At 36.6% G+C, this 21,030-nt stretch carries 23 protein-coding genes; 3 read left to right on the top strand and 20 right to left on the bottom strand.

The window, feature by feature from the left end; all coding sequences use genetic code 11:
• Window positions 1–73: 73 nt before the first annotated feature.
• Window positions 74–823, top strand: coding sequence for a (S)-benzoin forming benzil reductase (locus MNO09_RS12365; RefSeq protein WP_001271045.1), 750 nt, complete (start codon window positions 74–76; stop codon window positions 821–823).
• A gap of 35 nt (window positions 824–858) precedes the next feature.
• Here the strand turns inward: MNO09_RS12365 and MNO09_RS12360 are convergent, their stop codons facing one another.
• From MNO09_RS12360 to MNO09_RS12335, 6 genes are all read right to left on the bottom strand, one after another.
• Window positions 859–1,692, bottom strand: coding sequence for a GNAT family N-acetyltransferase (locus tag MNO09_RS12360; protein WP_000615389.1), 834 nt, complete (start codon window positions 1,690–1,692; stop codon window positions 859–861).
• A 66-nt stretch (window positions 1,693–1,758) separates the two neighbouring features.
• On the bottom strand, window positions 1,759–3,267 hold the full coding sequence (argH, locus tag MNO09_RS12355) for an argininosuccinate lyase (protein ID WP_088107049.1): 1,509 nt from the start codon (window positions 3,265–3,267) through the stop codon (window positions 1,759–1,761).
• Between the two features lie 101 nt (window positions 3,268–3,368).
• Window positions 3,369–4,478 carry a serine hydrolase gene (locus tag MNO09_RS12350; RefSeq protein WP_000751361.1) on the bottom strand — a complete coding sequence of 370 codons (1,110 nt, stop codon included), beginning with the start codon at window positions 4,476–4,478 and terminating at the stop codon, window positions 3,369–3,371.
• Window positions 4,479–4,595: 117 nt separating this feature from the next.
• Window positions 4,596–5,528 carry a nucleoside hydrolase gene (locus MNO09_RS12345; RefSeq protein ID WP_000756434.1) on the bottom strand — a complete coding sequence of 311 codons (933 nt, stop codon included), beginning with the start codon at window positions 5,526–5,528 and terminating at the stop codon, window positions 4,596–4,598.
• A 119-nt stretch (window positions 5,529–5,647) separates the two neighbouring features.
• Window positions 5,648–7,087, bottom strand: a complete 1,440-nt coding sequence (gene panF, locus MNO09_RS12340; RefSeq protein ID WP_001104842.1) for a sodium/pantothenate symporter — start codon at window positions 7,085–7,087, stop codon at window positions 5,648–5,650.
• A 3-nt stretch (window positions 7,088–7,090) separates the two neighbouring features.
• On the bottom strand, window positions 7,091–7,369 hold the full coding sequence (locus tag MNO09_RS12335; RefSeq protein ID WP_000656242.1) for a YhdT family protein: 279 nt from the start codon (window positions 7,367–7,369) through the stop codon (window positions 7,091–7,093).
• A 273-nt stretch (window positions 7,370–7,642) separates the two neighbouring features.
• Between MNO09_RS12335 and dhaS the strand changes: the two genes are divergently transcribed.
• A complete protein-coding gene (dhaS, locus tag MNO09_RS12330; RefSeq protein ID WP_000080278.1) occupies window positions 7,643–9,127 on the top strand; it encodes an aldehyde dehydrogenase DhaS in 1,485 nt (494 codons plus the stop codon).
• Between the two features lie 51 nt (window positions 9,128–9,178).
• On the opposite strand, the gene fabG is transcribed toward dhaS, so the two are convergent.
• Window positions 9,179–9,919, bottom strand: coding sequence for a 3-oxoacyl-ACP reductase FabG (gene fabG, locus MNO09_RS12325; protein WP_000395031.1), 741 nt, complete (start codon window positions 9,917–9,919; stop codon window positions 9,179–9,181).
• A 133-nt stretch (window positions 9,920–10,052) separates the two neighbouring features.
• Here fabG and MNO09_RS12320 point away from each other — a divergent pair, with 133 nt between their 5' ends.
• Complete coding sequence (locus MNO09_RS12320) at window positions 10,053–10,202, top strand: YfhD family protein (RefSeq protein ID WP_001035805.1); 150 nt, start codon at window positions 10,053–10,055, stop codon at window positions 10,200–10,202.
• Between the two features lie 73 nt (window positions 10,203–10,275).
• Here MNO09_RS12320 and MNO09_RS12315 read toward each other — a convergent pair whose 3' ends face one another.
• The 13 genes from MNO09_RS12315 to moaA form a co-directional block, all read right to left on the bottom strand.
• Window positions 10,276–12,129 carry a terpene cyclase/mutase family protein gene (locus tag MNO09_RS12315; RefSeq protein WP_241950164.1) on the bottom strand — a complete coding sequence of 618 codons (1,854 nt, stop codon included), beginning with the start codon at window positions 12,127–12,129 and terminating at the stop codon, window positions 10,276–10,278.
• 99 nt (window positions 12,130–12,228) lie between these two features.
• The gene (locus MNO09_RS12310) at window positions 12,229–12,654 is read right to left on the bottom strand and encodes a divergent PAP2 family protein (protein ID WP_000447816.1); all 426 of its coding nucleotides are present in this window, start codon (window positions 12,652–12,654) and stop codon (window positions 12,229–12,231) included.
• Window positions 12,655–12,732: 78 nt separating this feature from the next.
• On the bottom strand, window positions 12,733–13,674 hold the full coding sequence (gene rarD / locus MNO09_RS12305; RefSeq protein WP_000535553.1) for an EamA family transporter RarD: 942 nt from the start codon (window positions 13,672–13,674) through the stop codon (window positions 12,733–12,735).
• Window positions 13,675–13,765: 91 nt separating this feature from the next.
• Window positions 13,766–14,014 (bottom strand): DUF1294 domain-containing protein, encoded by a 249-nt coding sequence (locus MNO09_RS12300; protein WP_000871331.1) that lies wholly within the window; start codon window positions 14,012–14,014, stop codon window positions 13,766–13,768.
• 157 nt (window positions 14,015–14,171) lie between these two features.
• Window positions 14,172–14,570, bottom strand: coding sequence for a nucleoside triphosphate pyrophosphohydrolase family protein (locus MNO09_RS12295; RefSeq protein WP_000367291.1), 399 nt, complete (start codon window positions 14,568–14,570; stop codon window positions 14,172–14,174).
• 42 nt (window positions 14,571–14,612) lie between these two features.
• Entirely contained in the window at window positions 14,613–14,837 is a 225-nt protein-coding gene (locus tag MNO09_RS12290) for a hypothetical protein (protein WP_000752391.1), read from the bottom strand.
• A 15-nt stretch (window positions 14,838–14,852) separates the two neighbouring features.
• Window positions 14,853–15,902: a P-loop NTPase gene (locus MNO09_RS12285; protein ID WP_000632629.1), complete on the bottom strand. Its 1,050-nt coding sequence runs from the start codon at window positions 15,900–15,902 to the stop codon at window positions 14,853–14,855.
• 60 nt (window positions 15,903–15,962) lie between these two features.
• Window positions 15,963–16,199: a molybdopterin converting factor subunit 1 gene (gene moaD / locus MNO09_RS12280; protein WP_000628495.1), complete on the bottom strand. Its 237-nt coding sequence runs from the start codon at window positions 16,197–16,199 to the stop codon at window positions 15,963–15,965.
• Between the two features lie 4 nt (window positions 16,200–16,203).
• The gene (gene moaE / locus MNO09_RS12275) at window positions 16,204–16,668 is read right to left on the bottom strand and encodes a molybdopterin synthase catalytic subunit MoaE (protein WP_000529379.1); all 465 of its coding nucleotides are present in this window, start codon (window positions 16,666–16,668) and stop codon (window positions 16,204–16,206) included.
• Window positions 16,649–17,956 (bottom strand): molybdopterin molybdotransferase MoeA, encoded by a 1,308-nt coding sequence (gene moeA / locus MNO09_RS12270; protein WP_000442218.1) that lies wholly within the window; start codon window positions 17,954–17,956, stop codon window positions 16,649–16,651. The genes moaE and moeA overlap by 20 nt, the downstream gene beginning before the upstream one ends.
• 18 nt (window positions 17,957–17,974) lie before the next feature.
• Window positions 17,975–18,991, bottom strand: a complete 1,017-nt coding sequence (locus MNO09_RS12265; protein ID WP_000840959.1) for a molybdopterin-synthase adenylyltransferase MoeB — start codon at window positions 18,989–18,991, stop codon at window positions 17,975–17,977.
• 24 nt (window positions 18,992–19,015) lie between these two features.
• The gene (locus MNO09_RS12260; RefSeq protein ID WP_000864002.1) at window positions 19,016–19,795 is read right to left on the bottom strand and encodes a formate channel; all 780 of its coding nucleotides are present in this window, start codon (window positions 19,793–19,795) and stop codon (window positions 19,016–19,018) included.
• A 200-nt stretch (window positions 19,796–19,995) separates the two neighbouring features.
• Window positions 19,996–21,012, bottom strand: a complete 1,017-nt coding sequence (gene moaA, locus MNO09_RS12255; protein WP_000844132.1) for a GTP 3',8-cyclase MoaA — start codon at window positions 21,010–21,012, stop codon at window positions 19,996–19,998.
• Window positions 21,013–21,030: the final 18 nt, after the last annotated feature.

The following is a 21,030-nucleotide window of genomic DNA, read 5'->3' as shown; positions in this document are numbered from 1 at the left end:
AAAATGTAGACAAACTATACAATGTACGTTGTCCAACAAAATTCCACATATATGGAGAGGAGTTTACTACACTATGCGCTACGTTATCATAACAGGAACTTCACAAGGTTTAGGTGAGGCAATCGCCACACAATTATTAGAAGAAAATACAACCGTCATCTCTATTTCTAGAAGAGAAAATAAAGAGCTTACTAAACTCGCAGAGCAAAATAACAGTCATTGCATTTTTCATTCCTTAGATCTTCAAGATGTACATAAATTAGAAACTAACTTTAACGAGATCCTTTCATCTATGAAGGAAGACAATATATCATCTATTCATTTAATTAATAATGCAGGCACGGTTGCACCAATGAAGCCAATTGAAAAGGCAGAAAGCGAGCTTTTCATTACAAACGTTCAAATTAATTTACTTGCACCGATGATTCTTACCTCTACTTTCATGAGATATACGAAAGACTGGAAAGTAGATAAACGTGTTATAAACATTTCATCTGGTGCAGGAAAAAATCCTTATTTTGGATGGGGCGCTTATTGTACAACGAAAGCTGGTGTAAATATGTTTACACAGTGCGTAGCAACCGAAGAAGCAGAAAAAGAATATCCAGTAAAAATCGTCGCTTTTGCACCTGGTGTTGTTGATACAAGTATGCAAGCACAAATTCGTGAAACAAATAAAGAAGACTTCATAAATTTAGACCGCTTCATCGCACTAAAAGAAGAAGGAAAACTACTGTCACCTGAATACGTTGCGAAAGCAATTCGTAGCTTACTAGAAACTGAGAATTTCCCGCAAGGTGAAGTCATTCGAATTGATGAATAACAAAAAGGCACGCTCTAATAGCGTGCCTTTTCATTTTATTTCTCTAAAAATATAAGTACAGACTCCGCAATTTTTTCATAACCAATTTCTTGATAAATTTTATTAGACGTAGGGTTTGCTAGATCAGTATATAACGTAGTCGTCTTATATCCTTCATCTAACATACGTTGACTAAGTGCAGCGACACAACTAGATGCGTACCCTTTTTTCCGCGCTTCTTTCGGTGTATATACGAAATTAACTGTTATATTGTTTGTAGTTGGTCTCGTTTTTGCAGCTACAGAAACAAGCTTCCCATCTACTTCTAAACCAAATAGACGACGGTTCGTAATTAATGTATGAGCGGTTTGTTTCGCTTCTTCTTTCGTAGTAGGAAGCCTTACATCTTCGCAAAATTGATAAATCCACTGTTCTATTAATGGTAGCTCATCACTACCTATTTCTCGAAAATACCCATCCTCGGTCCACTTCTTCTTAACTTGTTGTAATGCATACACACCTTGCTCCATTACAACATTCGTTTTCTTATTTTCTAACACGGCAATCTCTTCCGCTAATTTCTGTACAATTTTCTTATTACCAATCAATCCAGGAACATTTGAATATACTTTCGTTAATTTTTTTGCAAGTTCCACGATATCCTCTTCCGCAATTTCAGACGTAGCAACAATGATTTGTTTCTTTTCTTCTGTTTGAAGAAATACAACTACAATTTCTTCCTCTTGTTTGGCTACCCCCATAAATATCGGTTGTTGGACCATTTGTAATACACCTAATATGAGATTATTTTCCTGCTCATTCTTTTCTAAAAATGGTGTAACCTCTTCTTTAAAATTAAGAATCTCTTCGTATACATGTAATTGAATCATCGACAATCTCTTCCCTCTATTTATAGTTTCATTAAGTATTGGCGATTAATTCATTAAATCCCTCTTTTACGATTCAATATTATGCGAAGTTAACATATTCAAATCAGTTTCAGCTTGTAAAATTCTCTGTTTTTCTTTTTCAAATACCTCTTCTTCTTTTTGAAATGACTCTTTTCGATTTTTAATCATACGCTCCATTTCTTTTTTACTCGGTCCACCGTATACATTTCTTTTTTGAATAAATGCTTCTGGCGATATAATTTCATTCCAATCTTTTTCTAATAAATGTATTTTGAATTTTTCTTGTAAGTATATATTTACATCTTTTAAATGTAATTCATGCAGCTCCTTTTGCTGCTCCAATGACATATTCGCAATAACACTCGCTGCATGATGCGCATGCCGAAATGGAATGCTATAGTTTTTTGTTAAAACATCTGCGAAATCAGTTATCGTAATTGCATGTTTATAAGAACGACTTTTCAACGTTTCTTCTTCTACTTTCATCGTTCGAATCACTGCACTCATAATACAAAAAACACGAATGGTCTTTTCAATTCCTTTATATAAATACGGCTGCAAATCATCTTCTGTATCGACAATATCACCAAATGGTGTATTATGAATCATTTGAAATACTGTAAATGCTTCTCCTAAAGCGCTACTCGTAATCGCACGGGCATGTTCAATGGAAACTGGATTTCGCTTTTGCGGCATAATGCTACTTATTTGTACATATGGCTTTGCAACAGTAATACCATCATATTCTTTCGTCGCTAATAATAAAAAGTCATGAATCCATCTACTCGTATTCGTCATAATTACCATAAGTAACGAGCTAACTTCTAATAAATAATCCGCTCCAGCAACAGCATCATATGAGTTCTCAATTACATTTGTAAACCCAAGTAAATTGGCAACTCGCTCTCGTTTAATTGGGAAACTTGTTGTGGAAAGAGCGGCAGCTCCCATTGGAGACTGATTTATAAGTTTGTACGTTCGTTTCATTCGTTCTAAATCTCTCTGCATCGTATCATAAATAGCTAACGTATAATGACCAAATGTTGTGGGCTGCGCTGGTTGTGTATGTGTATAAGCTGGCATAATCGTTTCCTTATGATCAGCAGCAAGTTGTAGTATACTTTCTTGCAATAACAAATGATGCTCCATTAGTCGTAGTACATATCGCCTTAAACTCATACGATACATCGTTACACCCATATCATTTCTACTTCTACCAATATGCATATTACTTACAAAATCGCATTTCGCTTCTTGAGAAATTAAATGTTCGACTAGAAAAAAGAGATCTTCATGCTGCTCTGTATATAGCAATTGATCTTTTGGAATTCCCTCTATCTTTTTTAGTGCGTGTAATATAACTTTAGCTTCTTCCTTTTTCATTAAATTTTCTTCAGTCAGCATTGTAATATGTGCTTTATGCACTTGAAACATATCTTTTAATAAGTAATTTCGTTGAAAATGAAATACATGTTGTAATACACAATCCACATATGTTTTCCCAGGGAAATCAGCGCCTTCACTCTTTATAAACTCTTCTTTACTTTGTTTCATCACCTTTTCCCCTCTCACTTAAGTATTAATACCCATCATACCCACAGAGAGTAAAAAAGTGCTTGTACATAAAAATAAACTCGGTGCTCTCTGCACCGAGTTTACTTAATAAAAGTCGCATCATACTTATCACTTTGCAACACTTGGAAATGTAAGTTTGCTAAATGTTTCCGTATTTCTGCACTGTCGTCCTCATTTAAATTATTGGCTAAAAACACTATTTCTGTACAGTTCCCGCGTTTATCCATCGCATAAACTGCTTTTGTAACTGTCCATGGCGTATAACCATTCTTTTGCCCTGCATGTCTAAATGTTTTACGGTATTTTTTAGCACTCATATCCGTTTCAACGATATTAGCCCACACTTTTTCTTCGGCCTCTGTTAGGCCACCTTTATGATTTGCCTTTTGAAGCAGTACCATATAATCGTTTGCAGAAGCTGCTGGTAATCGATCTGACCAAATTTTATCGTAACGTTCCTCTAAATAAAGAGGTATTTCCTTCTGTAATAATGGCCCCTTCTTTTTTAAGCGTTCATGAATAATCATGGCATATTCACGATATTGCTCTTGAGACATTTCTTTTAACTTTTTCTCTATTTTATATTTCGGAACATGTAGTTCTTTATGCAAATATCCAGGGATGTATAAAGATGAAACAATCGGAAATAGCGGCTGATGTGCTGGAAGGGATAAACTTTGTAAATTTCGATTAATATTATCTAACCCTAACACTTCCATTAAATATTCAGCATTCGCATTCGAACTAAACTTAACCATTCCTTTTGCCACTTCTTCTAAAGAAACTGCCTCTTCTGTTATCTTGTCTGTCTTTTGCAAATACCTTTGCCATCTATCTTGTGCACCGCCATCTGTATTCGGCACATAATAACGATTTATATCATTAATGGAAACGAAACTAGACGGATCAATTTTTCCTTCCGTAACTTGTTTCGTATATTCAAGCGCCACAATTAACTTCATCGTACTAGCAACTGGCAATACAACATTTGGATTTACAGAATAAACAACTTTATCATTTCTCTTCACGAGAAGCGCACTATTTTTTTCATCTTTATGTTCTTCAATAAAGGATGCGATATACTGTGCATCATCATTATTTGAACTCCACACTTTTTTCACTAAAAAATTACCCGATATTAGCAAAACGAAAATACCCACAATCACTGCGCATACTATAGTTTTTTTCAAGTAAAATTCCTCTCCTATTGTATAACTCTTCTCTATCTATCTCTTACAAACAAAATAATGGAGATGATTATTTTAGTAATCATCTCCATTATTTTAACTTGTATTCTCCTATTATGTCTACGTCATAATTTTCACGAAGTCTTCGAGAAATTTTTTATAATGTAATGACCAACCAATTCGCACCCAATTCTTTAAAGATTTTGCATCAGGTTGTGGACGGAAATCAGCAATACTTTCTCCCTTTGCAATCCCTACTGTATCCACATCGACACGACGGTACACATAATCCAAAATAGACGGATTCGCCGCAACCATCATTGTAACAACGTCATGTACTGGGCTACCTGTTATTTTCGGATTTAACTTTTTATACGCTTTATAATAATACGTAAATATCGGTTCAATTAATTTATTAAAATTCGTTTTAGAGTGTTTCGTAATATATTTCACCATTTCTGGCGTAATAATTGCTTCAGATGTAACGTTAAGTGGCACTAATGTCAAATTCTTGGCATTTTGCATAACTAATTGTGACGCAATCGGATCACCATGAAAATTCGCCTCTGCGACTGGTGTCACATTGCCGGGCATTAAAAAAGCACCACCCATTATATAATATTCTTTCACATACTTCATCATCGGCTTTTCTAAAATAAATGCTGTCGCTAGTGTCGTTGACCTACCAGCATCAACAATGATTAATTCTCCTTTATACTTTTCAAGAATATCAAAAAAAGCACAAAAAGGTTTTATATTTGGCGAAAAAGCTTTTGGAGGTTTAATTGGCCCTAAACCGTCTGCCCCATGAATTTCTGGATAATACGTTGTAACATCTCCGGATAAAGGAATTTTCGCACCATTAATAACAGGTATATCCTCCCGCCCTGCCATTTGCAGCAAATATGCTGCATTACTTGTCGCCTTTTCTTGTGTTACATTTCCATATCCGGTTACAACACCAACAATATCAATATCAGGATGCATAATTCCATACATGATGGCTAAAGAGTCATCAATTCCTGGGTCTCCCAAAAATAACACTTTTTTCATCGACCTCAACTCCATCCCCTCAATTGTTATTAATTTATGAATAACCTTACATATACAGAATAAAAAAGAATAAATTCACACAAAAAAACGTAGTCCTCTATAAGGACTACGTTCTTCCTCTAACCTATACTGTTTTTCTTCACAGCACTCATACTTCCAATGATATAAGCGATAAACGCAAAACAAATTGGGAAGACAACTGTATGTATACCGAATGGATTTGGATAGAAAAGATGAATACACATATATGAGCCTACCCCAACTAAAATAGAGGCAAGCGCTCCTGTTGCATTTCCTTTTCTCCAATATAACCCTAATACAATTGGCCAAATGAATGCTGCTTCTAATCCACCGAAAGAAAATAAATTTAACCATATTAAAAAATCTGGTGGTTTAATTGCTGCTGCATAAACGAGCAGCCCTACGATACCAGTAATCCACAAACTTCCTTTTCTGATCGTACTGTCTGCTGCATCTTTATTTATGTAATTTACGTATATGTCTTTAATAATTGATGAACTTACAAGTAACAATAACGAGTTTACTGTAGACATAATTGCTGCCATTGGCGCGGCTAAAAAAACTCCGGCTAACCAAGGTGGCAACACTTCCATCGCGAGTAGCGGCATTACTTTATCTGGTACCGTTATACCCGGAAGTACGACTCGTGCAAATACACCTGTTAAATGCATACCAATCATAATTGTACCTACAACAACCGTTCCAATTATTAACGCTTGATGCATAGCTTTTGAATTTTTATAAGACATGGCACGCACGCTAATTTGCGGTAAACCAACAACACCAATTCCAATTAAAATCCAAAATGATGTCACATATGATTTCGTTAAACTACCATCCGCTCCGAATGGTGTAATTAAATTTGGATTGATTTGAATAAGCTCCTGCATAATCTTTTCAATTCCACCACCAGCAATGACAGTAGCAATTAAAATGATTGTCGTTCCAACTAACATAATGATTCCTAATAACGTATCTGATAAAGCAACTGCACGAAACCCACCAATTAATACGTACACAAGTACAGAAAAAGTAAATAAAAATAGTGCTGTTGTATAAGATAGACCCGTTAGCGATTCAATTAATCGTCCACCGCCGACCCACTGAGCTACTGTTGCTGAAAATAAGAAGATAATTATACATAACGCAGAAAGTATAACAACTGCTTTATTATTGTATCTTCCCTTTAAATAATCGATAAGAGTAATGGCTTCCATCTTCCTAGCGATAATTGCAAACTTTTTACCGATAACCGTTAAAACGATATACCCTGTTACAACTTGAATCGCAGATAATAATACCCATCCGAGGCCCATATTGTACGCAATACCTGGACCACCAATAAAGCTACTAGCACTACCGTACGTAGCAATCATTGTCATCGCTAATAATAAACCGCCAAGTTCACGCCCACCAAGAAAATATTCTTGTAAAAATTTATTATTAGCAGTCGCTTGTACGCGTCTTGAAGCATATACACCAATTAAAAACACAACGATAAATGAAATTATCATTGGAATGATTACATACCAATTCATCTATTATTCCTCACTTTTTTCTTCCTCATCGAGTGAAATATCTTGAAATACAAAACGAACAACTAAACTAAGTAAAATAACCATAACGACAAATCCAACGATACAGCTATAAAAAAACCATGCTGGAAAACCGAATACATATGTATATTCACTTGGATTCTTACTACCAAGCCCATAAGCAAATCCGTACCATATAATAAAATTAATAATAGCAAGTCCAAGACCAATTAACGCTTCTCTATGGGCAATTCGAAAGCGTGGATCATCATGATAATCCTTCATTTTTCTCCCTCCTCTCACGATGTATTATTGTACCATTGTTCTTCTAGTTTTTCCTACTAGAAAGCAAAAACAAGCAGGATTTTTTATAATCATATAGAAGACCCTCTTACATTACATATTTTTTACAATTGTAACACAAATGAAATTTGAATTTTCAGCATTTGTTAATTATGATTTAAATTAGAGGCTTTCCATCTAGTTCCCACATCCTTGATTTCGGAATAAACGCCGTCTCGTACTGCGTTTACATTATACTTTCAAGGGGGTTATACAATGAGTCAACTAGCTGTAAATCTTCATGAAAAGGTAGAAAAGTTTCTTCAAGGTACAAAAAAATTATATGTGAATGGATCTTTCATTGAAAGCGCTTCCGGAAAAACATTTAAAACACCTAACCCAGCAACCGGCGAAACACTTGCCGTTGTTTCTGAAGCTGGTCGCGAAGATATTCATAAAGCTGTCGTTGCAGCTCGCATGGCTTTCGACGAAGGTCCTTGGTCTCGCATGAGCACTGCTGAGCGAAGCCGTCTTATGTACAAGTTAGCTGATTTAATGGAAGAACATAAAGAAGAGCTTGCACAGCTCGAAACGTTAGATAACGGAAAGCCAATCCGTGAAACAATGGCAGCAGACATACCACTTGCAATTGAGCATATGCGCTATTATGCTGGCTGGGCTACGAAAATCGTTGGTCAAACAATTCCTGTTTCCGGTGATTATTTTAACTATACACGCCATGAAGCTGTTGGTGTCGTTGGTCAAATTATTCCTTGGAACTTCCCACTTCTTATGGCAATGTGGAAAATGGGAGCGGCGCTTGCTACAGGATGTACAATCGTTTTAAAACCTGCAGAGCAAACTCCACTATCCGCTCTATACTTAGCTGAATTAATTGAAGAAGCTGGGTTCCCGAAAGGTGTTATTAATATCGTTCCTGGATTCGGTGAATCAGCTGGACAGGCTCTTGTTAATCATCCACTCGTTGATAAAATTGCATTTACTGGTTCTACTCCAGTTGGTAAACAAATTATGCGACAAGCATCTGAATCATTAAAACGCGTTACACTTGAGTTAGGCGGTAAATCACCAAATATCATCTTGCCAGATGCTGATTTATCTCGCGCGATTCCTGGTGCACTTTCTGGTGTTATGTTTAACCAAGGACAAGTATGCTCTGCTGGATCACGCTTATTTGTTCCGAAGAAAATGTATGATAATGTCATGGCTGACCTTGTCCTTTACTCTAAAAAATTAAATCAAGGTGCTGGCTTAAGTCCAGAAACTACAATCGGTCCTCTCGTTTCTGAAGAACAACAAAAACGTGTAATGGGCTACATTGAAAAAGGAATTGAAGAAGGTGCTGAAGTACTTTGCGGAGGAAGTAATCCATTCGATCAAGGCTACTTCGTTTCTCCTACAGTATTCGCTGACGTAAATGACGAAATGACGATCGCAAAAGAAGAAATTTTCGGTCCAGTTATTTCTGCAATACCTTTTAACGATATTAATGAAGTAATTGAACGTGCAAATAAATCACAATTCGGTTTAGCGGCTGGTGTGTGGACAGAAAATGTTAAAACAGCACACTATGTTGCAAGTAAAGTACGTGCTGGTACTGTATGGGTAAACTGTTATAACGTCTTTGATGCAGCATCTCCATTTGGAGGATTTAAACAATCCGGTCTTGGCCGTGAAATGGGATCTTACGCATTAAATAACTATACAGAAGTGAAGAGCGTTTGGCTCAACTTAAATTAACGAAAAAAGAACCTGGCCTATCCGGTCAGGTTCTTTTCATTATGTATTCCTTTAAACTTGTAGTCCTCCGCTCACATTCAATACTTCTCCTGTAATATAGGATGCGTATTCTGATGCTAAAAAGGCTGCTGCGTTCGCAATATCTTCTGGCGTTCCAATTCTACCAACTGGAATTGCGCCAACCATCTTTTCTTTCACTTTATCTGGTATCGTTTTTGTCATATCTGTATCCATAAACCCTGGACAAATCGCATTGCACGTAATGCCGAAGCTTCCAACTTCTTTCGCCGCTGTTTTCGTTAAACCTACAACTCCTGCCTTTGTAGCAGCATAATTCGCTTGACCTATGTTTCCTTCTCTACTAATTGAAGATATATTAATAATGCGTCCATACCCTTGTTGTCTCATGTAAAGAAGCGCTGGTTGCATACAATAAAAAACACCTGTTAAATTTACTTGCAGTACTTGTTCCCATGCAGGTTTCTCCATTTTATGTAACATTGCATCTCGCGTAATTCCTGCATTATTTACTAAAATGTGCAGTGTACCAAATGTTTGGACAGCGTATTCAATTAAGGACTTCGCATCATTTTGATTACTCACATCACAACGATACTGCTTCACTTCATATCCTTCATCTGATAATTCACGTGTCGTTTTTTGTAGCTTCTCTTCATTTACATCGCTAATTAATACTTTCGCCCCTAGTTTTGCATAAACCCTTGCAATCTCTTTTCCAATTCCCTGTGCAGCTCCTGTTACTACAGCTGTTTTCCCATTTAAAAACTCCATCCCTATCCCTCATTTCTATTACTTATACTGTATATTTCGGCTCTTTGCTTCCCAATTCCTCTTTGTATAAAAAAGTCTATTTGTGTCAAACTAACTTTGCAACGTCGCATAAAACACAAGGAGATTGTGTCGAATGAACAAAAAAAATTTCAAGCAAAACAAAGCTGCTGATGGCATTGATGTTGAGTTCTCTCGCGAACTCGCTGACCACAATGACTTAGAAGCAAACGCACGTGCAAATGCCGCTGCTGCACGTCAAAAACGCCAGTCAACAGAAAAATAAGGAACGCACAACCTTATTCTTTTCAACAGGGACCTACTACCCAACAAAATAAACCGAGAGATATCCTCTCGGTTTATTTTCTATATTTTTTTATATAATGTGCCAAAGTAAGTAGCGGATATATATAGGCATAGCTATGATAACGAATATAAAACCCACCTGGCAAACCTGTTCCGGTAGGATATTTTTCATTCACATAAGGATTCGCAAGCAAATATGAAATACCTTTTCGAATAGCTGGTGTTTCTTCATCATGGTAAGAAATGAGAGCATCTAACGCCCAAGCTGTTTGGGATGGTGTACTAAATGGTAAAGTAACGAACCTTTTTTCCACGCTACTGTGGCACGATTCCCCCCACCCACCATCTTCATGGTGTATATGTTCTAACCATAAAGCTGCTCTTTTCATTGATGGATTGCTAGATGGAATTCCGAGTGACCGTAAACCAGTCATAACAGCCCACGTACCATATATATAACAAATTCCCCATTTCCCATACCATGATCCATTTTCCTCTTGCACATTCATTAACCAATTTATCGCACTTTGTTTTTGTTTCTCAGGCAATTCATTTTGCGCGTATGTCCCGAAAAGCTCTAACACTCTTCCTGTAATATCTGGTGTAGAGGGATCTGTAATCATATCGCTTGCATTTTCGATTGGTAAATTTGCTAATAAATTACTCGTCACACCTTTTTCAAACGCTCCCCAACCACCATCATTATTTTGTAATCCTTTAACCCAATTAACCCCTTTCTTCCAAGCATTATCTACATTTTCGTTCCCTCTACTTCTTGCCAACGCTCTTAGCACAGCTGTTGTATCATCGACATCTGGAATTGTCGTATTCACATCCGAAAAACCCCAACCGCCTGGAGTCAGCGCCGGAGCATGTACGCTCCAATCAGCTTTTTTTGTATGCTGTTTTTTTAATACATACGCTGTTGCATGTTGAATCATCTTATTATCTTTCGAAGCGTGGGCCTCTTGTAACGTATAGCTGAGTAAAGCCGTATCCCATACAGTTGAAGGAGAGTTTTGCAAATGATTCCCTCTTTCCATCTTCCATATATAAGATGTTATCCCTGCTATAGCTTTTTGAATCATCGATGATTGAAGAGAATGTCCTAACGCGAGTAAAGCATAAATCATATAAAATGAGGCAGTTGCGTAACTATATAACGTTCCATTTTCATCAATACGCTCTTTCATAAAACGTTCGACTTCCTCATATCCTTTATGGTGTAAAGAAAGTGGATACGATATAATTTGTTTTACATCACTTAATAACGTTTGAAACAACGGAGACCGCTCCTCCCGAAACCATTCCCCGCCCCCGCCTGCGATATGATTTAAATTTGGCAGTAACTTTTTTCCTACTCGAAATCTTTTATTTAAACAAACCATCATCGGAATTAAATGGATACGTGCTGAGCTACTCAATTCAAATATACTGAGGGCTGAATCATTTTGCAGAAACATAATCGGTGTTGGCAAATGAAAAAGCGAAGGGTATTCATATTCTCCATGAATTGCTAATAAAAACTTCGTCATAAAATGAGCACGCGCCACGCCTCCACGTTCCTTAATAAACATTTCGGCTCGCCTCATATTCGCATCTTCTTTTGTATATTTTTTTGAAGCTAGTAAGGCAGTATAAGATTGAATTGTAGCAGATAAATTGCCACCCACTTCGTCTTCATACAATTTCCATGTTCCTTCATTTGTTTGAAGTGATGCTAATCTTTTTACAAACGGTTCTATCTCTTTATCTCTACCTAATAATTTTAATAAAAAAATCATATGGCAATCTGTTAATGGTGCTCCTTCAAAACAAAACTGCCACGTACCATCTTGCCGTTGCATCGTTTGAAGTGCAGTTGTTCTTCTCGCTATTTCTTCATGCACTTTTTCATATAATAACAAGTTACTCACCCACCCTTTCGAAATCCGTATAACGATATTCAAAAAGGTAGCTAAATATGTATGAAAACAAAGAAAAACAGAACATATAAAATGTTCTGCTCATAAGCAATATCCCACTCCGACAATAATCCCTACTAAAGCACCGACTACTACTTCATACGGTGTATGCCCGACAAGTTCATTTAACTTCTTATATTCTGTTTGTCTACCGTGAAAGAACTCATTCAATATTTTCGCTTGTTTACTAACTGCAAGTCTTACTCCTGAAGCATCATACATAACAATTATTGCAAAGATAGCAGCAATAGCAAATAAGGTACTTTCCACACCTTCCACAACGCCAACACCTGTCGCAAGTGCTGTAACAGTTGAAGCATGAGAACTCGGCATCCCACCTGAAGCGAAAAACTTTGCAAAATCAAATTCACCCGTTTTGAATAATTTAAAGACTACTTTCGTTAATTGTGCTAGAAACCATGAAATTACAGCGGCCATAAGCGGATCATTATGTAAAATTGTTTCCACGTTCTCAGCTCCCTACTGACTATAATGGAAATCTATATAGTATCAGTATAAAGAAAAATGCGTAGAAAATACTACGCATTATGATACTTTTGCTGATTTATTTTTTATAAATTTCGGTTGTTTCTGCACTAAAAACTTTGTTTTCGCTATTGAAAACACAAATAATGCAACCCATATACAGAAAAATGCCATCATATGAGTAGATGTGAAATGTTCACCAAATACGAATACACCTAAAATTAAACTAATCGTTGGTGCAATATATTGTAAAAATCCTACCATATAAAGCGGAATAAGTTGTGCTCCTTTTGCAAAATAAAAAAGTGGTAAAGCTGTAACAATGCCTGCTCCTATTAATAGTAACGTCGATGACATGGAAATAGATCCAAATGAACCGAATCCATGCGCTCCTGTCATAACGAGATAGATAATCGCAAACGGCGTCACTAACATTGTTTCCATCGTAAGACCAATTGTCGCATCATAGTTTAACAATTTTTTTGTTAATCCGTATAATCCAAATGAAAAGGCAAGTGATAAAGAAACCCACGGAATAGATCCGAAACGGACTGTTAAAATGATAACCCCTATTCCAGCTAAACCAACTGCAACATATTGCCAAAAGTTTAACTTTTCCTTTAAAACGACTGTACCAAGTAAAATACTAATAAGCGGATTAATATAATATCCAAGACTTGCTTCAATGACATGATTATGATTAACGGCCCATATGTAGACAAACCAGTTTCCGCTAATCAAGACTGAAGCTATTGTTAATGACATTAATAATTTAGGTCGTTTAAAAAGATTCACGAACTCCCCAATAAACTGACGAAACCTTTTCGTAACACCTAACACAAGTAACATAAAAACGAACGCCCAAACGATGCGGTGTGCTAATATTTCATCTGCTGGAACTTCCTCAACCCATTTCCAATAGATTGGTAGGATTCCCCACATCGTATAAGCACCAGCCGCATATATAATCCCTTTTTTTTGCTGTGCTGATTGACTCCCCATCTTCCCTTTTCTCCTCTTCTCATTTTTCTCCATTATACGGTCCCGCATGCTCACTTTACCAATAATCAATCTGCAATTCTTTCGACATTTCTCATACAGCAAAAAGTAAACATACTGTTATAACGACAAGTAACGGTATACCGAAAACAAATTTCTTTTTATGTGTTTTATGGTGAAACATATACATACCAATCCAAGCACCAACTGCGCCTCCAGCTACCGCTGATAAAAACAACGTACTTTCTGGCGTTCTCCACTGTTTCTTCTTCGCTTTTCGTTTATCAAGCCCCATAAGGCTAAAAGCTATAACGTTAATAATAATAAAATAAATCCATTTCATCGCTTTCTCTCCCTATGAAAAATTCGCTTAATGGTAACATGAAAAAACGATGGAAACAACTGAAGAACTCTTTTATTAATTAGTTACCTTTATATTTAAATAACCAACTAAAATTGCAGTTAAAGCAATTAAATAGAAAGATATTATGAGCAGAATCTTATATTGCCTTCCCTTCATCCACTACCATATCATCGAAAAAACTTCTCTCAATCTCTTTTTCATCAAAATGCAGAACTACAATTAGTCCTACATATAAAGAAACGAAATTTAGAAACCATTCCCCATTATCATCTTTCTTAGCTAAACATTTAAATATCTCTTGAAATTGCATACGTTCATCTGCAGCAACAACCGGGCGCACACCAAAACATTTCAATACGAAATGTAGGTTCAGCTGCACGGATAATGATAAAATATATTTTAATATCTCCGTATACTCCGCACTATCTTTTTGACTATACAACTTCACAAGCTTTTGATGTAAAGTAGAAATCGATAATTCTTCGTCAGTCACTTTAGTTGCTTCTATCGTTTCAATCATCTTTTTCATATCCATTACATTCACCCCTTCTGCAAAAAAACAAAAGCCAAAGCGTATTTATTTTATAATCAGCAATAATTGAGTATTTCTCATCTCTCGTTCTTCTTCACTAACTAAGTCATACTTTTTTAAAAGATGAAAGATATCATTTAATATTTCCTGTGAATGATTACCTTGCAAAAATCCCTTCAATCCTGTAAAAATCTCTTTAGGCAAAAAACTCTTTTGACTTTCAAGCTTATTCATTACATCTTCCATAGAATGATCGATATTACACGCCATACTAAACTTCCCCCTCTATCCTCTATAAATAATATCCTCCGCTAACGATGTAAACACTTCTCCTACAAGAGACTCTTCATCATATACAGATGAACCGTTATTTTCTTCTCGTTTTGCAAAAGGTATTTGTGCAATCACTTCTGTTTGCAATTGTTCTGCAAGCATTTCGCCGCCACCTTTTCCGAAGAGATAATTTTTCGATCCATCTTGTTCTTCATAATAAGCCATATTTTCTACAATCCCTAAAATCTCGTGTTTCGTATGTTTTGCCATAACACCTACTCTAGATGCTACGAATGAAGCTACGTTGTGTGGTGTTGTAACGATAATTTCTTGCGCCTGCGGGATCATTGCTGCAACATCAATAGCTACATCTCCTGTGCCAGGTGGTAAATCAAGAAGTAAATAATCTAATTCCCCCCAGTGCGTATTCGCAAGGAAATTTTGAATCCATTTATTTAACATCGGTCCGCGCCACATAACTGGGTTATTTCCTTCCGTAAAAAATCCCATCGACATAATTTTAACACCGTGACTAACAACTGGAATTGCTGTTTGATCAATCATCGTCGGTTTTTGATTCGTTTCCATCATAGCTGGAATGCTAAAACCATATATATCTGCATCTAATATCCCCACTTTTTTGCCCATACGAGCTAAAGCAGTGGCAAGGTTAATTGTCACCGTTGATTTTCCAACTCCACCTTTACCGCTCGTTACAGTAATAAATCGTATCCCTGAATCAAGGCGAAGCATGCTCGGCATTCCAGTTTCTGTTCTACTATTTTTCTTTAACTTCTCTGTTAGCGCAGCTCGTTCTTCTTGTGTCATAGAACCAAATGTCAAATCTACTTTAGATGCACCAATTGCCTGAAGAGACTCTTCCACATCTTGTTGAATTTTTGCCTTTAATGGACAACCTTGAATCGTTAGCACTACTTCAAGTTTAACCTCTGTTCCATTCATTTGTATATTTCTAACCATATTTAATTCTACAATACTTTTGTGTAACTCCGGATCCTCTACATGTTTTAATGCGTTCATTATTTGTTCTTGAGTAATCATAGAACTCATCCCTTCTCGTATTCGAATTTATATACAACATCTTCTTGGCGAAAAAGCTTATTATCCCCCACTAACGGGCGGGATTAATGCGACTATATCTCCAGCTTTTATCATCTCTTCATCCGTTACAAACTCTTCATTAACAGCCACCATCACTCTATCAAGCGATTGTAAGCAGCAGCTTGCTTTGAGCCATTCTTTTAATTGCTGAACTGTCATTTCTTGCTTTTCTAAAATTACTAGTCGATCCGATCCGACTTCCTCACGTAAATTTGCGAACAATAAAATTGTAATCATCTTCTCATTCTTCCTTCTTCGGTTTTCCATCCGGATATGCCGTATTTTCAATTTGATCTCCAATCCACATCGTTCCATCTTCCCAAAATTCTTTTTTCCAAATTGGGACGATTCGTTTTATACGTTCAATCGCGTATTCATTCGCTTCATACGCTACTTTACGATGCGGTGATGAAACTGCAATAACGACCGCAATGTCCATGATTTCTAACCGCCCTACTCGGTGCGTAATTGCTACTTTTGCGTCCGGCCATTTTCCATTAATTTCTTCACCAATTTTCGTAAGTTGTTTTACTGCCATCGGTTTATATGCTTCATACTCTAAATGTAATGTTCGTTTTCCTTTTGTTAACTCTCTCACCGTACCAATAAAAGTTGTAATTGCACCTGCTTCTCTTCTTGCGACTTTATTCGTTACTTCTTCAACTACAATCGGTATATCTACAATCTCAAATAGCGCTTGTCCCATTAGAAACACCTCTCACTTTATAAAATGCCCAAGGCCATTCACTACCTTCGTTATCTTCCAGCAAGAGAACATCTACGAACATATCTTTTTTATAACCTCTCGTACCACCTGGAAGTACAATAAATATATTTGTCTCTGCTAGAGAAGAAACCGAGCTAGATTTATCAAACCCTGACGGATAAGCAATTAATTGCCCTTCGTTATATGTCAGTTTTGCTCGCACAAATCTTGTAAATGGATTTGGTTTTAAAAAATCTTCTCCTAATAACGCTTTTTCTCTTTTTACATGTGCTTTTTCACTAAACATATACGTCCGAATACACGGCCTTACAAATAATTCAAATCCTACGTAACAAGCAGATGGATTTCCTGATAAACCAAATAATAACTTGCCATTTAATTGCGCTACAGTCGTAACACTTCCTGGCCGCATTGCAACTTTATTGAAAAGAACCGATGCACCTAACTTTTCGTAAATAGCTGGTAAATAATCGTAATCCCCTACTGATACACCGCCTGTTGTAATGAGCATATCCACTTGGCTTAACGCTTCTTTTACAGCTGTGAAACATGTATGAAAATCATCGCTAAACTTCCCAAAATATTTTACTCTTCCGCCCGCTCTTCGAATTTGAGACAATATCATATACGTATTACTATTTCGGATTTTCCCTGGCTGTAATGAATCATTTACATCCAGTAATTCACTACCAGTCGCTAACAATCCAATTACAGGCTTTCTCGCCACTGGTACCTCACTATATCCGAACGTAGCAAGAAGAGCTGAAATCCCTGGATGAATGTATGATCCTTTTTTTGCAAGAACCGTTCCTTTACGAGCATCTTCACCTTGAAAAGAAATATTGTCGCCCATTTTGAATGATCGCTTCACTTCCATATAATTGTTGCCAGCTTCCTCATATTGACGAGTCAGCTCTAACATAACAACCGCATCACACCCATTCGGAATTTGTGCTCCCGTCATAATTCGAACCGCTTGAAACGGACCTACTTTCTCATCGAATAGCGATCCTGCGCCAATTTCACCAACTACTTTAAATACAATTGGCGTTTCATAACCCGCTAAATTCGTATCTTCTGCTCTAATAGCAAACCCATCATACGGTGAACGATTGAATGAAGGTACATCATGGTCAGCTACTAAATCCTCCGCTAATATACGTCCGTAAGCTAATTCAATAGGTAGTAGTTCCTTTAATCCCTCATTAGTAAATCCCATTACTTTACGAACAGCTTCTTCAACCGTAATTGGCACTCTTCTTTCCATGATTGACAACCCTTTCTATTAACCGAATACGCGATAATATAATTGTTTCGCTTTCGAAATATCATTTGTACCATGAATGAAAACACGACCATCCCGAAAAATAACGACGCGGTAATCATCTAGTTGGCAAGATAGTAAATACAGATTCCGCTCTACTTTCCCTAGTTTGTTTAATACTTTTTCTATATCGTCAAAATCGTACTTTCTATTTTCTACTGGCCTAATTTGCACTGTATTTCTTCCGCATAAAGCAGCTACCTTCGTTTGGTTTTCGTATGATAAATAAGGATAAGTTCGATTCGAACCGCACGAAGGGCAATCGTCTGTTTTGCTTTTCCCTAGTTTTATAAAATGGTTTTGATTACTCCATATATCAAACATGAAAAATGTTTTTCTAATTGCTGAGAAATCTCCTACTAAAATTTTGAATGCTTCCGCCACTTGATATGCTGCGACAACTTGAACAGTCGGGCTAATAATTCCAGCTGTATCACATGTCACACCTGTAACAGGAACGTTCTTCAGCACACAATGTAAACATGGTGTCTCTTGCGGAATAACCGTATAACTCATACCGTACGATCCAACGCAAGAACCATATACCCAAGGAATATTATGTTTTTGTGATAAGTCATTTATTACAAATCGAATATCAAAATTATCTGTTGCATCAATTATTACATCTACATTTTTTAATAGGTCTTCCATATTTTCTGCAACTGCATCCATTACGAAAGCATGTATTTGTACTTCCGAATTAATTTGTTCTAGCCGATTTTTAGCAGCGATTGCTTTCGGTATTTTCTCTCTCACATCTTGTTCAGAGTACAATTGTTGCCTTTGTAAATTACTCCATTCAACGTAGTCACGATCAATAATCGTCAACTTGCCAATACCTGCACGTACGAAACTTTCGGCACTTGCACTTCCTAATGCGCCTGCTCCTACAATTAACACATGTTTATTTCGAATTTTTTCTTGCCCTCTACTCCCAATCGGTTTGAACAACTGTTGTCGTGAATACCGCTCAGCCATTACATACCCTTCCTCTCAAGAACTCTATTTCATATTAGAATGTTGTTTTTGATAACAAGCAAAGTAAGCAAATCCAACAAATCCAGCTCCTCCAATTACATTTCCGATAAAAACAGGAACAAAATTTTTAGCAAGATCCATCCACGTCAGATGACCTGCAAAAATAACTGCCGAGATGACAAACATATTTGCTACTACTTGCTGAAATCCAATCACTACAAATGCCATAATTGGAATCCAGATTCCGATTATTTTCCCGACAAAATCACTCGTTCCATAAGCGAGCCAAAGCGCAAGACAAACGAGCCAATTACAACCAATTGCTAATATTAAAGTTCTCCCAAATGATTCATGTAATTTCCCTTCCGCTATCGCTACCGTTTTATTTAAATAATCTCCCTCTGTTAATCCGCCAAGATGACCGAAACAATACGCAACAAAAATAGCTCCCACGAAATTCATGAAAGTAATCCAAACCCAATTATTTAGTACACTTACCAATGTAATTTTCTTTGCATAAAGCGCCATAGAAAGTGACATCATATTTCCGGTAATTAATTCTCCTCCTGCTAATACGACGAGCATTAATCCAACAGGAAAAACCGCTCCTCCTAAAATATTGACTAAACTACCCCAGCGCTCAGGTAAATTACCTAAAACGCGAATGTTAAGTAAAAAACCGAGCGAAATAAACGCTCCTCCTAAAAAACCGAGAATAAGCATTGCTGGCAACGTCTGACTTACTTTTTGAACACCGGCCTCAATTACAAGCTCAGCAATTTGTTCCGGTTTATGAAATGCCATTACCAATTCCTCCATTTTCTCCAAATAAAAAAGCAGCTTCAAAAAACCTCCTCAAAATAAAGGTTTTTGAATGCTGCTTAATTTCTCTGCACATCTTTTACAGAGATATCAATCATCACTTTTACTATAAAATAGAAAATCTACAAACGTTGCATACTTTCCATTTTGTATATACTTCCTCAAAGCGTCACTCTTATATATCAACCACCAATATGTGACATTTCAATTTTAGGCGATCTTTTTTTACTTGTATGACTTAAGCGTTCATCTGAATAACGATCTTCTCGGTTGTTCCATATATCACGTACGATATATGTTATTTCCTCGTCACTGTATCCAGATCGAAGTAGTTCTCTCAAGTCATTTCCTTTAGAAGCGAACAAACAAGTATATAATTTTCCTTCTGCAGAAATACGTGCTCTCGTACATGATGAACAGAAGGAATCTGTTACTGATGAAATAATACCTATCTCTTCATCACTTCCAATATAACGATAGCGAGTCGCAACTTCACCTGCATAATTTGCTTCTATCCGTTCTAATGGCATAACTTGATGAATGGCATCTACTATCTCTTGTTTCGAGACGACCTCTCTTAATTCCCAACCGTTATAATTCCCAACGTCCATATACTCAATAAAACGAAGAATATGCTTATTTTCCTTAAAGTATTGCGCCATCTGCAAAATATCTTGTTCATTTTTCCCTTTTTGAACGACCATGTTAATTTTAATTTTCATACCAACTTCAGCTGCAGCTTGTATTCCTTCCAGGACCCTTTGCACTTTGCTTCTATTACCATTCAAATAGAAAAACCGATCTTCTTCTAAGGAATCTAAACTAACTGTCACACGTGATAAACCCGCCTTATATAAATCAGGAGCAAACTTTTTCAGTAGTGATCCATTGGTTGTTAAACCGATATCCTCCACACCATCTATTTTATTAAGACGCTCAATAAGCTGCGGAAGACCTCTTCGAAGTAACGGTTCTCCGCCCGTAATTCGTAACTTTCTTACACCTAAAGAAACAAAAATACGTGTTATCCTTTCAATCTCATCAAAAGATAAAATTTTATCATTAGACAAAAACGAATAATCCGGACCAAATATTTCTTCTGGCATACAATAGCGACAGCGAAAATTACAGCGATCAGTAACAGAAATACGTAAATCCTTTAAAGGGCGTTGTAGTTTGTCTAATGTGACAGATTTCATCTTTATTGCCTCGCTTTT

Origin of the sequence: Bacillus sp. N5-665, assembly GCF_022637375.2 — a bacterium.
Lineage (GTDB): Bacteria > Bacillota > Bacilli > Bacillales > Bacillaceae_G > Bacillus_A > Bacillus_A wiedmannii.
This window is presented reverse-complemented; position numbering and strand designations above follow the sequence as displayed.